The sequence below is a fragment of the Kineococcus sp. NBC_00420 genome (assembly GCF_036021035.1).
In the GTDB taxonomy this organism is placed as follows: domain Bacteria; phylum Actinomycetota; class Actinomycetes; order Actinomycetales; family Kineococcaceae; genus Kineococcus.
In genome coordinates this window covers 4467098-4480321 of record NZ_CP107930.1, presented here as the reverse complement: position 1 = coordinate 4480321, position 13224 = coordinate 4467098, and the positions used below count along the sequence as shown (strand labels likewise).

The following is a 13224-nucleotide window of genomic DNA, read 5'->3' as shown; positions in this document are numbered from 1 at the left end:
CAGTGACGAGGAGGTCCTGTGGTCCACACGCCCGCCCCGGGTCGGAGCGTCGTCTTCGCCGACGGCGTCCGCACCCCGTTCGGCAAGGCCCGTCCCGACGGCCTGCACGCCCAGACCCGCGCCGACGACCTGGTCGTCGCCTGCCTGCGCGAACTCCTGCGGCGCAACCCGTCCCTACCCCCAGAACGGGTCGAGGAGGTCGCGATCGCGGCCGCCACCCAGTCCGGCGACCAGGGCCTCGTCCTGGGCCGCAGCGCGGCCCTGCTGGCGGGACTGCCCGTCACCACCCCCGGCTACGCCATCGACCGCTGGTGCGCCGGCGCGATGACGGCCGTGACGACGACCGCCGCCTCCATCGCGATCGGCGCCCTCGACGTGGCGCTCGCGGGCGGCGTCGAGCACATGGGCCACCACCCGCTCGGGCAGGGTATGGACCCCAACCCGCGGTTCCTGGTGGAACGCATCGTCTCCCCCGATGCCCTGGACATGGGCAAGACCGCGGAGGCCCTGCACGACCGGTTCCCGCAGCTCACCAAGCAGCGGGCGGACGAGTTCGCGGTGAACTCCCAGGCGAAGTTCGCCAAGGCCGTCGCCAACGGCCAGGTCGGCGCCGACCTCGTCCCGGTCGCCTCCGCCAGCTCCGAACGCGGCTGGGGGCTCGCGACCGAGGACGAACTGGCCCGCCCCGGGACGACCGTGGAGGCGCTCGCGAACCTGCGCACCCCGTTCCGGCCGCACGGGCGGGTCACCGCCGGCAACGCCTCCCCCCTCACCGACGGGGCGACGGCGTCCCTCATCGCGGCGGAGGACGTGGCCGGGGAGCTGGGCCTGACGCCGAAGATGCGGCTCGTCGGTTTCGGGTTCGCCGGCGTGGAACCCGAGGTCATGGGCCTCGGCCCGATCCCCTCCACCGAGAAGGTCCTGGCGCGCACCGGGTTGACCATCGACGACATCGGCCTGTTCGAGCTCAACGAGGCGTTCGCCGTGCAGGTCCTCAGCTTCCTCGACCACTTCGGCATCGCCGACGACGACGAACGGGTGAACCCCTACGGCGGGGCCATCGCCATCGGGCACCCCCTCGCGGCGTCCGGGGTGCGGCTCATGACCCAGCTCGCCCGGCAGTTCTCCGAGCACCCCGAGGTCCGCTACGGCCTCACCGCCATGTGCGTGGGCCTGGGTCAGGGCGGTTCGGTCGTCTGGGAGAACCCGTCCTGGCAGGGCTTCGACGGAGGAGCGAACTGATGCCCGTCTTCGTCCGCACCCTCGACCTGCCCGCCTCCTCCGGTGTCGCCGGTCCCGGGAGGATGGCCCTGCTGACCCTGGACTCCGGCGACCCGCGGCGGCCCTTCGTCCTCGGTTCCGACACCCTGCCCGCCCTCGAGCAGGCGATCGACGAGGCCGAACGGCTGGTCCGCGACGAGGGTGTCGTCGCCATCGGCGTCACCGGGGTCAACGGGGTGTTCTGCGCCGGCGCCGACCTGAAGTCCGTCGCGCACACCACCTCCCGCGAGGACGCCGTCGCGACGGCGGAAGCCGGCCACCGGGTGCTGGGCCGATTCGCCGACGCGCCGGTCCCCACGTTCGCCTACGTCAACGGACTCGCTCTCGGCGGCGGCCTCGAGACGGCCCTGCACTGCACCTACCGCACGGTGTCGAGCTCGGTCCGCGGCCTGGGGTTGCCGGAGGCCCACCTCGGCCTGGTCCCCGGTTGGGGCGGGACGTACCTGCTCCCCCGGATCGCCGGCCCGGACGTCGCGGTGAAGGTCGCGATCGAGAACGCGCTGGCGAACAACCGCACGCTCTCGGGTCCGCAGGCCTTCGAGGCGGGGATCGTCGACGCCCGCTTCGAACCCGCCGACTTCCTCCTGGAGTCGTTGCGCTGGACGGCGTCCGTGCTCGCGGGCACGACCACCGTGGTGCGTCGCGAACTCGCCGACGCGCCGACCTGGGACGCCGCGATCGCCCGCGGCCGGGCCGTCGCCGACACCCGCGTCCACGGCGCCGCACCCGCGCCCTACCGCACCCTGGAACTGCTCGAGGCCTCCCGCACGAACGACCGGGCGACGCACTTCAGCGCCGAGGAGGCCGCCCTGGGCGACCTCATCGTCTCCGGTGAACTGCGGGCCGGGTTGTACGCGTTCGACCTCGTCCAGCGCTACGCGAAGAAACCCGCCGGTGCACCACCCGCCGAAGCGGCGCGGAAGGTCACGAGCGTCGGCGTGGTCGGGGCGGGTCTCATGGCCTCCCAGCTCGCGCTGCTGTTCCTGCACCGGTTGCAGGTCCCGGTCGTGCTCACCGACGTCTCGGCCGAACGGGTCGAGAAGGGCGTCGAGTTCGTCCGCACCGGTGTGCGGGAACTCCTCGGCAAGGGCCGCATCACCCAGGACACCGCGAACCGCCTGACGGCGTCGGTGTCCGGTTCGGTCGACAAGGGCGCGCTCTCCGACGCGGACTTCGTCATCGAGGCGGTGTTCGAGGAACTCTCCGTCAAGCAGGACGTCCTGCGCGAGATCGAACCCCTGCTGCGTGAGTACGCCGTGCTGGCGACCAACACCAGTTCGCTGTCGGTGACGGAGATGGCCTCGGTCCTGAAGAACCCCGAGAGGTTCGTCGGGTTCCACTTCTTCAACCCCGTCGCGGTGCTCCCGCTCGTCGAGGTCGTGCGCACCGGGACGACCGACGAGGCCGCCCTGGCCACGGCGTTCGCCGTCGGGAAGCGGCTGAAGAAGACGTGCGTCCTGGTCCAGGACGCGCCCGCGTTCGTGGTGAACCGCATCTCGACGCGCATGTTCGACGAGGTCGTCCGGGCCCTCGACGCGGGAACCCCGCTGCTCGAGGTGGAACGCAGCCTCGACCCCCTCGGGCTGCCGATGTCGCCGTTCCGGTTGGCGTCGTTCGTCGGGCCGGCGGTCATGCTGCACGTGCACGAGACGCTCGCCGCGGCCTTCCCCGACCGCTACCGCGTCTCGGACAACCTGCGGCGCTGGGTCGAGGCCGGTTCACCCGAACTCGTCACGCCGAAGGGCCCGGTCGCCGAGACCGGGGCCGCGGAGGGGTTGTTCTCGGTGGCCACCGAACCGCTCACCGGTGAGCAGGTCCTGCGCAACGTGCAGGACGCGCTCGCCGACGAGATCCGCCGGGTGCTGGACGAGGGGGTGGTCGCGGGACCGCAGGACGTCGACGTCTGCCTCGTCCTGGGCACCGGGCACCCGTTGTTCACCGGCGGGATCACCCCGTACCTCGACCGCGTCGGGGCCTCCGAGCGCGTCACCGGACGGCGGTTCCACCCGGCGGGATAGCCTGTCGGCCGAGAGTTCTCGGTCCGGGAGGGTGGTGGCAGTGGTACGCGACGCCCCCACCCTCCCCACCGCCCCGTCCCGGGCCTCGCTCGCCGACGCCGTCCACACCTCGTTGCTCACGTGGTTGATGGACGGCCACGCCGCCCCGGGTTCCTCGTTGAGCATCGACGGGCTCGCGCGCGACCTCGGCGTCTCCCCCACGCCGGTGCGGGAGGCGTTGGTCCGCATCGAGTCCACCGGTCTCGTCCACCGCGCGGCCCTGCGCGGGTACTTCGTCGCGGACATGCTGAGCGCGACCGAGGTGAACGACCTCATGGACGCGCGGTTGCTGCTGGAGTGCCGCAACGCCGCCCTGGCCGCGGCGCACGTGGACGACGCCCTGCTCACCGTGCTGGCGGCCACCGTGGAACGCATGGCGGCGGCACCCACCGGACCGGGTTTCGCGGAGTACCGCGAGTACCACGCGGCGGACAACGAGTTCCACCACGTCCTGAACCGGGCTGGCGGGAACCGGTTCCTCGCCGAGGCGTTCGAGGGGCTGAACGGACAGATCCAGCGCTTCCGATTGCGCCTGGTCCCCGGCGTGGGGGTCACGGACGCCGGGTTGGCGATCGCCGAGCACGCGGCCATCGTCGAGGCCCTGGGCCGCCGGGAACCGGACGGGGTGGAACTCGCGGTGCGCGAGCACCTCGAGAAGGTGCGCGAACGCGCCCTCGACGATCGCGAGTCCGTCCCCGCGGGTTAGTGGATGAGCTTCCCGCCGTCGACCTGGAACTCCGCGCCGTTCACGTACCCCGCGTCCTCACCGAGCAGGAATGAGACCATCGCGGCGATGTCGTCGGGCTGGCCGACGCGGCCGACGGGGATGCCGGCCGACATGTCGGCCTTGCGCTCGTCGGTGAGCTTCCCGCCCATGATGTCGGTGTCGATGGGACCGGGCAGGATCGCGTTCGCCGTGATGCCGAACGGGCCGAGTTCACGCGCGGCGCCCTTGGTCAGCCCGAGGACGGCGGCCTTCGAGGCCGCGTAGGCGGTCTTGGAGAACGTCCCGCCCCCGTCGAGCGCGGTGATCGAGGAGGTGTTGACGATCCGCCCGACCCCGACCTCCATCATCCGCTTCGCCGCGGACTGGATCATCAGCAGGGACCCCGTCGCGTTCACCGCGTAGCTGAGGTTCCACTCCGCCACGGTCAGCTCCATCAACGGCGTGGGACAGGCGATCCCGGCGAGGTTCACGAGACCCACGACGGGCGGCAGCGCGTCGTCGATGCGGGCGAAGGCGGCCACGACGTCGTCCTGGGCGGTGATGTCCACGGCGACACCGAGCGCCGCGGTGGACCCCGACAGTTCCTCGGCGATCTCGGCGACTCCGTCCGCGCGGACGTCGACGAGGGCGAGGCTCCAGCCCTCGCGGGCGAGGCGGCGGGCCACCACGCGACCGATGCCGCGCGGGGCACCGACCCCCGTGACGACGGCGGTGCGCTGGGCGGGGAACGCGTTCACGGCGGATTCGTCTCCTTCGATGGACCAGTCACCACGATCCAACATCCAATAGGATTTTCCGTCAACCCCTTGACGATGGCCTCAGGCACCCACAAGCTCGACGTGACTCTGTGACCACGGAAGGTCCCCCCACGTCGAAGGAGACCGCTGCGATGACGCAGACGACCCGTTCCGACCTGTCGGTGCGCCGACGCCCGATCAGGAATCTGCGCTGGTGGATCCTCGGTTTCGCCCTGCTCGCGGGGATCGTCAACTACATGGACCGCAGTGCGGTGTCGATCGCCGCCCCCGAGATGATCTCGGAACTCGGCATCACGCGCACCGACATCGGCCTGCTGGGGGCGGTGTTCTCCTGGACCTACGCCTTCGCGCAGTTGCCGGTCGGCTGGATCGTCGACCGGCTCGGCGCCCGGCGGGCGTACTTCCTGGCCATCGGCCTGTGGTCGATCTCGACCGCGTTGATGGCCCTCGGTCAGCGCGCCGGCCACTTCGTCGTCTTCCGCGTGCTCCTGGGCATCACCGAGGCCCCCAACTCCCCCGCCGCCGCCCGGATGACCGCCGACTGGTTCCCCCGGGCCGAGCGCGGCCAGGCCACCGCCATCTGGGACAGCGGGTCCAAGTGGGGTCCGGCGATCGCGCCGCCCGTCCTCACCGCGATCATGCTCGCCTTCGGCTGGCGCACCGTCTTCGGGTTCCTCGGCGTGCTGGGCCTCGTCCTGGCGGTCGCGTTCTACGTCTGGTACCGCTCCCCCGAAGACCACCGCCGCCTCGGCGAGGACGAGATGCGCCACATCACCGAGGGTCGGGGAACCGGCTCCGACGCCGTCGCCGAACCCGTCTCGTGGCTGGGCCTGTTCAGGCACCGCCAGGTGTGGGGCATGATGGCGGGCTTCTTCTGCATCATCTGGATCTGGAACATCTTCATCACGTTCCTCCCCCTGTACCTGCAGGACGCCCGCGGCATCAGCATCACGCAGTCCGGCTGGATCTCGGCGCTGCCCTACCTCGGTGGCGCGATCCTCGGCATCACCGGGGGCCGGATCATGAACACCCTCGCGAACCGCCCCGGGGTCGACCCGCTGGCCGCCAAGCGGAAGGTCATGATGGTCGCCGCGGTCTCCGCCGGTGTCCTGGTGTGCCTGAGCGCGTTCGTCACGAACCTCGTCCTGGCCGTCGCCGTCCTCGTCCTCGCCGTCGGCTTCATCGCCACCACCCAGGCCGCGGCCTGGGCCATGCCGGGCGACATCGCCAACAACGCCCAGGTCGCGACCGTCGGCTCGATCCAGAACTTCGGAGGCTACTTCGGCGGCGCGTTCGCGCCGCTGCTCACCGGGTGGATCTACGACACCTACGGCAGCTACACGCCGTCCCTCGTCATCGGCGGGATCATCGCCGCCCTCGCGGCCGTGGTGTACGGCATCTTCGTCCGGACCCCCTTCCGGACCGCCTGACGACCAGGAGCCGGCGATCAGGTGAAGGAGGAGATGCCCGTGAGGTGGCGGCCGACGATGAGGGTCTGGATCGACTCCGTCCCCTCGTAGGTGTGCAGCGCCTCGACGTCGGCCATGTGCCGGGCGACGCGGTGCTCCAGCAGGATCCCGTTGCCGCCCAGCAGGTCACGGGCCATCGCCGTGACGAAGCGGGCCTTGCGGGTGGCGTTGACCTTGGCCAGCGAGGCCTGGGTGTCGGTGAGGCGGCCGGAGTCGGCGAGCTTGCCGACGCGCAGGCAGAACAGCTGCATCGCGGTGACCTCGGCGAGCATCTGCACCAGCTTGTCCTGGACGAGCTGGAAGCTCGCCAGCGGCTGGCCGAACTGCTTGCGCTCCAGGGAGTAGGCCAGCGCCGTCTCGTAGGCGGCCGTCGCGTGGCCCAGCGCCCCCCAGGCGATCCCGGCCCGGGTGGCGGACAGGACGCGGCCGGTGTCGCGGAAGGAGTTCCCGCCGGGCAGTCGGTTCGCGGCCGGCACCCGCACGCCGGTCAGCGTGATGTCGGCGTTGTGGATGGCGCGCAACGACGCCTTGCCCTGGATGGCGGTGGCGCTGAACCCCGGCGTCCCGCGTTCGACGAGGAAACCCTGGACGGCGCCGTCCTCACCGCGGGCCCACACGACGCAGACGTCGCAGATCGTGCCGAACCCGATCCAGCGCTTGGCGCCGTCCAGGACGTACTCGTCACCCTCGCGCCGGGCGGTCGTGGCCAGCGCCACGGCGTCGGACCCGTGGTCGGGTTCGGTGAGCCCGAACGCCCCGAGGACCTCCAGGCGCGCCATCGGCGGCAGCCAGCGCTCCTTCTGCTCCTCCGAGCCCAGGAAGGCGATGGAACGCATCGCGAGACCGGCCTGGACGCCGAGCATCGTCGCGAAGCTCCCGTCGCCCCGGGACAGTTCCATCGTGATCAGACCGGCGGCGGTGTGGCTCAGCGCCGGGATCCCCGGTCCCTGCAGACCGTCGCCCACGAGGTTCAGCTGGGCGTACTCCTTGAGGAGGTCCAGCGGCATCTCGGCGCGTTCCCAGTACCCGCCCGCGACCGGGATCACCTTCTCGTCGACGAACGCGCGGACGTTCGCCCAGACCTCGCGCTCGGCGTCGGTGAGGTCGCCGGCGATCTCGTAGTAGTCCACTCCGGTCGGGCTGGTCATGCGGGGCGCTCCTCGTGCTCGGTGCTGCGGACGGGCGGGTGGATCTCGCGTTTGAGGATCTTGCCGGTGGGGCCCTTCGGCAGCTCCTCCACGATCCAGACCCGGCGCGGGTACTTGTACGCCGCGAGCGCGTCCTTCACGTGCTGCTGCAACTCCTCGGGCGTCGCGTGCGCCCCCTCCTTGAGGACGACGGCCGCGCCGATCTCCTCCCCCACCAACGGGTCCGGGAAACCGACGACGGCGACCTGCTCGACCGCGGGGTGCTCGTAGAGGACCTCCTCGACCTCGCGCGGGTACACGTTGTAGCCACCTCGGTCGATCATGTCCTTGGCCCGGTCGACGATCGTGTAGTACCCGTCCTCGTCGCGGGTCGCGAGGTCCCCGGTGCGGAACCAGCCGTCGACGAACGTCTGCGCCGTCGCGGTCTCGTTGCGCCAGTAGCCCTTCATGACGTTCTCCCCGCGGACGACGATCTCCCCGACCCCCTCGGTGACGACGGAGCCGTCGGCGCCGCGCAGGTCCATCTCGCAGCCGCGCACCGGGACCCCGATCGTGCCGGGTTTGCGGACGGCGCCGGGGTGGTTGAAGGAGGCGACCGGGGAGGTCTCGCTCAGCCCGTAGCCCTCCAGGATCTCCACGCCGAAGCGCGCCTCGAAACCGCGCAGGACCTCCACCGGCAACGACGCGCCACCGGAGACGCAGGAACGCCAGGAGGACAGGTCGTAGGACTCGGCGTCGGGTTCGTTGAGCATCGCGACGTACATCGTCGGCACCCCGGCGAAGTGGGTCACCCGGTCGCGCTGCACGACGGCGAGCGCCGCGGCGGCGCTGAAGCGCGGCAGCAGCGTCATGGTGCGCCCGGCGATGAGGGCGGTGTTCATGGCGCAGGTCTGGCCGAAGGCGTGGAACAGCGGCAGCGCACCGAGGATGACGTCGTCCCCGCCGAGGCGGATGAGGCTCTCCTGGGAGGTGACGGCGTTGCTGAAGAGGTTGCGGTGGCTCAGCTCCGCACCCTTGGGCGAGCCGGTGGTGCCGGAGGTGTAGAGGATCACGGCGGTGTCGTCGGGGTCCGGTGCGTGCGCCGCGGGGTCGGGGTCGACGCCGGCGAGCAGGGCGGCGGTGGCCTCCGGTTCGACGACGACCACCCGGGTCGGGGTGCCGACGGCGCCGGCGTGGGAGGCGTCCGCGACGGCGTGCCAGACGAAGGCGAGGACGGCACCGGAGTCGGCGAAGTGGTGGTTGACCTCGCGGCCGCGCAGCAGCGGGTTCATCGGGACGACGACCGCGCCGGCGCGGAGGATGCCATGGTAGAGCACGGGGAACTGGGGCACGTTGGGCAGGATCAGGGCGACGCGGTCGCCGGGCCGGACGCCCTCGGTGCGCAGCAGGGTCGCGACCCGGGCGGTGGCGTCGTCGAACCCGCGCCACGTGAGGGTGTGCTCGTCGAGCCGGACGGCGACGCCGTCGGGCCGGTTGCGGGCGTGCTCGGCCAGGGTGGTGCTGAACGTGGTGCTCATCGGAACTCCTGCAGACGTCGTCGGCCGCGTGTTCCTGCGAGTTTCACACACCTCAGGCGCTGGGGCGCGAGTACTCCCCCGGTTGCGGCTCGGGGCGGTGTGCGACGGCGGTGCGGCTGCAGGCGCGCCCGGCGTGCTTGGCAGCGTAGAGGGCCTCGTCAGCCCGGCCGACGAGGACGCCGGTCTCCTCGCGCCCGTCCCAGCCGGCCAGGCCCGCCGAGAACGCCTGCCCCGCGGGCACCACCGCGCGCAGCTCGTCCAGCAGCAGCTCGACGCGCGCGGGCTCCCACCCGGTGATGACGAGGAGGAACTCCTCCCCGCCCCACCGCGCGAGCTGCGCCCCCGTCCCGGCCAGCGCGGTGGTCCAGGCGGTCGCCGCCCCCACGAGGAGGGCGTCACCGGCGGGGTGGCCGTAGGTGTCGTTGAAGGCCTTGAAGTGGTCGAGGTCGAGCAGGGCGACGACGAGGGGGACCCCCTCGCCCCGGGCCCGCTCCTGCGCCCGCTGCAGCTCGGCGTCGGCGCTGCGACGGTTGAGCAGGCCGGTGAGGGGGTCGGTGCGCGCGAGGTCGCCCAGCAGGTCGGTCTGCTCGCGCAGCCGGCGCAGCAGGGTCGACATCCGGGCCACCACGAGCAGGAACAGGGTGGTGGCGCCGACGACGACCGCCCAGCCCTCGGTCGGCAGGCCGAGGACCAGCTGCAGGGCCAGGGTGCCGGGGGCGAGGAGGCTGGCGCCGGTGAGGACGGCCAGGCGCAGCGGGCTGAACTCGTGCCGGCTGCTGGGTGAGGGGTCGGAGAGGCGACGCATGGAGGGGTGCAGGGCGGCCGCCCCCCACAGCACGTAGGAGCTGGTGAAGGCCAGGTCGACCCAGGTGTCGTTCAGGGTGGCGTAGGCGTCGGAGTACTGCCAGAGCGTGTCGGCCGTCAGCATGAGGGTCGCGGCCCCGCACAGCAGGCCGGCCGCGGCCGAGCGGGGCCCGGCCGCGCTCAGGACGCGCACCAGCATCGCCAGCAGGAGGACGTCGCCCACGGGGTAGGCCAGCGAGACGAGTCCGGCGGGCAGGTCCTGCGGCAGGGCGGCCAGGGCGGGGCGCACGAGGAAGGTCCAGGACAGCAGCCCGAAGCCGACGGCGAGGATCGCGGCGTCGATGACGCCCTCGCGGTCCGCCCCGGGCCGGGCCTGGCGCGCCATCCGCAGCATCGCGACGGCGATCAGGGGGTAGGCCAGCAGGTAGAAGGCGTCGGGCACGCTGGGGAAGGCGTCCCAGCCCAGCCAGGTGTAGCAGACGGCGTAGGAGGTGTCACCCAGCGCCCAGGCCAGCAGACCGCCGGCCAGGAGCCACCAGGCCGAGGCCCGCTGCGGTCGGTGCAGGCGCGTCCCGAGCGCCGTCGCCACGGCGGCGGAGATGCTGACCACCGAGAACAGGACGTCGTTCGGCAGTCCCGCCGGCAGCGCGACACCCACGCCGGCGGCGAGCGCACCACCGGCGGCGTAGGCCTGCCACGGCAGCAGGCGGCGGGCGGGAGACATACCGCAGCATCGGCGCGTCCCGGGCGCAGCTTCAGTCCCCGTCACCGGATCGGGTGCCGGAGCGGGGGGCCGGTCGCGGCTGGAATGATGGGGTCATGTCCGACGCCACGCCCGCAGCGCCCGCACCCCAGTTCCAGACGAACGTCGCGCCCGGTGTCGAGGTACCCGACCGTCCCACGGTGGACGGGCTGGAGGAGCGCTGGGCCCCGACGTGGCAGGAGGAGGGCACCTACGCCTTCGACCGCACCTCCCAGCGCGCCGACGTCTACTCCATCGACACCCCGCCGCCGACGGTGTCCGGTTCGCTGCACGTCGGGCACGTCTTCAGCTACACCCACACCGACGTCGTCGCGCGCTTCCAGCGCATGCGCGGCAAGTCCGTCTTTTACCCGATGGGCTGGGACGACAACGGCCTGCCGACCGAACGCCGGGTGCAGAACTACTACGGCGTGCGCTGCGACCCGACGCTGCCCTACGACGCCTCGTTCGTGCCGCCGGAGAAGGCCCCGAAGAACGACCGCGACTTCGTCCAGATCTCGCGGCGCAACTTCGTCGAGCTCTGCGACCGGCTGACGGCCGAGGACGAGCAGGTCTTCGAGTCGCTCTGGCGCCGTCTGGGCCTCTCGGTGGACTGGTCGCACACCTACTCCACGATCTCGGCGACCTCGCGGGCCACGGCCCAGCGCGCCTTCCTGCGCAACCTCGCGCGCGGCGAGGCCTACTCCCAGCAGGCACCGACGCTGTGGGACACGACGTTCCGCACGGCCGTCGCGCAGGCCGAGCTGGAGGACAAGGACACCGAGGGCGCCTACCACCGGATCGGGTTCACCCCCACCGACGGCGGCGAGACGGTCTACATCGAGACGACCCGCCCGGTGCTGCTGCCGGCCTGCGTGGCCCTCGTCGCCCACCCCGACGACGAGCGCTACCAGCCGCTGTTCGGGAAGACGGTGACGACGCCGCTGTTCGGCGTGGAGGTCCCCGTCGTGGCGCACCGGCTGGCCGACCCCGAGAAGGGGTCCGGGATCGCGATGATCTGCACCTTCGGCGACACGACCGACATCACCTGGTGGCGCGAGCTGCAGCTGCCCAACCGCGCCGTGATCGGGCGCGACGGGCGCCTGCTGCGCGAGACCCCCGCGTGGTTGTCGGAGGGCGGGTTCTACGAGAGCATCGCCGGCGCGACGGTGTTCAGCGCGCAGAAGGCCGTCGTCGAGGCCCTGCAGGCCTCCGGCGACATGGTCGGGGAGCCGAAGAAGATCACGCACCCGGTGAAGTACTACGAGAAGGGCGACCGCCCGCTCGAGATCGTCTCGACCCGTCAGTGGTACCTGCGCAACGGGGGCCGCGACACCGACCTGCGCTCGGCGCTGCTCGCCCGCGGTGGGGAGCTGGCCTGGCACCCCGAGCACATGAAGCACCGCTACGACCACTGGGTCACGGGGCTCAACGGGGACTGGCTGATCTCGCGTCAGCGCTTCTTCGGGGTGCCGTTCCCGGTCTGGTACCGCCTCGACGCCGACGGTGAACCCGTCTACGACTCCCCGATCGTCCCCGAGGAGTCAGCGCTGCCGGTGGACCCGGCGGCGGAGGCCGCTCCCGGTTTCACCGAGGACCAGCGCGGGGTGCCGGGTGGTTTCGCCGCCGACCCCGACGTGATGGACACCTGGGCGACGTCGTCGCTGACCCCGCTGCTGGCCGGCGGCTGGGAACGGGACGAGGACCTCTTCTCCCGGGTCTACCCGATGGACCTGCGCCCGCAGGGCCAGGACATCATCCGCACCTGGCTGTTCTCCACCGTGGTGCGTTCGCACCTGGAGTTCGGCGGTCTGCCCTGGGCGCGGACGGCGCTCTCGGGCTGGATCCTCGACCCCGACCGCAAGAAGATGTCGAAGTCCAAGGGCAACGTCGTCACCCCGTTGGCGCTGCTGGAGGAGTTCGGCTCCGACGCCGTGCGCTACTGGGCCGCGTCCTCCCGGCTGGGCACCGACGCGACGTTCGACACCGGCCAGATGAAGATCGGGCGCCGGTTGGCGATGAAGCTGCTGAACGCCTCGAAGTTCGTCCTCGGGCTCGGGGTCGAGCGCGGCACGGCGGCGGAGCCCGCCGCGGTGAGCGAACCGATCGACGCGAGCGTGCTCGCGGGGTTGTCCGTCGTGGTGCGCCAGGCCACCGAGGCGTTCGAGCGCTACGACCACGCGAGTGCGCTGGACGTGACCGAGAAGTTCTTCTGGAACTTCTGCGACGACTGGGTGGAGCTGGTCAAGGACCGCGCCTACGGTTCCCGCGGTCCGGTGGCCGCGGCCAGCGCCCGGGCGACGGCGGCGATCGCGTTGCGGACGCTGCTGCGCCTGTTCGCGCCGTTCCTGCCCTACGCGGCCGAGGAGGTCTGGTCGTGGTGGCAGGACGGCTCGGTGCACACCAGCGCCTGGCCCGTCCTGGACGACCTGGGGGCGACCGACGACGGTGCGCTCGGCGTGCTCTCCGCTGCGGGGCAGGCGCTCTCGGCGCTGCGCAAGGTGAAGAGCGAGGCCAAGGTCTCGCAGAAGACCCCGCTCACCGCGGCCACCCTGTCCGGTCCGGCCGCGCTCGTGGAGGCCGCTCGTCGCGCCGAGGGTGACCTGCTGGCCGCCTCGCGCGCGGCCTCGATCAGCTGGGAGGTCGTCGAGGGTGCGGAGACCCTGACGGCGAAGGCGGAGATCGCCCCCACCGTCTGACCCGATCCGTGATCTTGCTGGG

9 protein-coding genes are annotated in these 13224 nt (G+C 72.0%); 5 read left to right on the top strand and 4 right to left on the bottom strand.

The features are described 5' to 3' along the window. The first annotated feature begins 18 nt into the window (after positions 1-18). From OG218_RS22010 to OG218_RS22000, 3 genes are read left to right on the top strand one after another with little or no spacing between them, the layout of a single operon-like run. Positions 19-1242 carry a thiolase family protein gene (locus tag OG218_RS22010; RefSeq protein WP_328295355.1) on the top strand — a complete coding sequence of 408 codons (1224 nt, stop codon included), beginning with the start codon at positions 19-21 and terminating at the stop codon, positions 1240-1242. Next, on the top strand, positions 1242-3299 hold the full coding sequence (locus OG218_RS22005; protein ID WP_328295354.1) for a 3-hydroxyacyl-CoA dehydrogenase NAD-binding domain-containing protein: 2058 nt from the start codon (positions 1242-1244) through the stop codon (positions 3297-3299). The genes OG218_RS22010 and OG218_RS22005 overlap by 1 nt, the downstream gene beginning before the upstream one ends. A 40-nt stretch (positions 3300-3339) precedes the next feature. Beyond that, the gene (locus tag OG218_RS22000) at positions 3340-4044 is read left to right on the top strand and encodes a GntR family transcriptional regulator (RefSeq protein WP_328295353.1); all 705 of its coding nucleotides are present in this window, start codon (positions 3340-3342) and stop codon (positions 4042-4044) included. Here the strand turns inward: OG218_RS22000 and OG218_RS21995 are convergent. Continuing rightward, a complete protein-coding gene (locus tag OG218_RS21995; RefSeq protein WP_442906419.1) occupies positions 4041-4847 on the bottom strand; it encodes an SDR family NAD(P)-dependent oxidoreductase in 807 nt (268 codons plus the stop codon). The two genes, OG218_RS22000 and OG218_RS21995, sit on opposite strands and share 4 nt — an antisense overlap. Positions 4848-4954: 107 nt before the next feature. Between OG218_RS21995 and OG218_RS21990 the strand changes: the two genes are divergently transcribed. Then, positions 4955-6253: an MFS transporter gene (locus tag OG218_RS21990; protein ID WP_328295351.1), complete on the top strand. Its 1299-nt coding sequence runs from the start codon at positions 4955-4957 to the stop codon at positions 6251-6253. A 17-nt stretch (positions 6254-6270) separates the two neighbouring features. On the opposite strand, the gene OG218_RS21985 is transcribed toward OG218_RS21990, so the two are convergent. Genes OG218_RS21985 through OG218_RS21975 form a run of 3 tightly spaced genes read right to left on the bottom strand, consistent with a single transcriptional unit; the run spans position 6271 to position 10485 of the window. Then, positions 6271-7440, bottom strand: coding sequence for an acyl-CoA dehydrogenase family protein (locus tag OG218_RS21985; RefSeq protein WP_328295350.1), 1170 nt, complete (start codon positions 7438-7440; stop codon positions 6271-6273). Next, positions 7437-8957: a long-chain-fatty-acid--CoA ligase gene (locus OG218_RS21980; protein WP_328295349.1), complete on the bottom strand. Its 1521-nt coding sequence runs from the start codon at positions 8955-8957 to the stop codon at positions 7437-7439. Before OG218_RS21980 ends, OG218_RS21985 begins: the two co-directional genes overlap by 4 nt. A gap of 52 nt (positions 8958-9009) precedes the next feature. Continuing rightward, positions 9010-10485, bottom strand: a complete 1476-nt coding sequence (locus OG218_RS21975; protein WP_328295348.1) for a GGDEF domain-containing protein — start codon at positions 10483-10485, stop codon at positions 9010-9012. Between the two features lie 95 nt (positions 10486-10580). Between OG218_RS21975 and valS the strand changes: the two genes are divergently transcribed. Then, a complete protein-coding gene (gene valS / locus OG218_RS21970) occupies positions 10581-13202 on the top strand; it encodes a valine--tRNA ligase (RefSeq protein WP_328295347.1) in 2622 nt (873 codons plus the stop codon). The last annotated feature ends 22 nt before the right edge of the window (positions 13203-13224 follow it).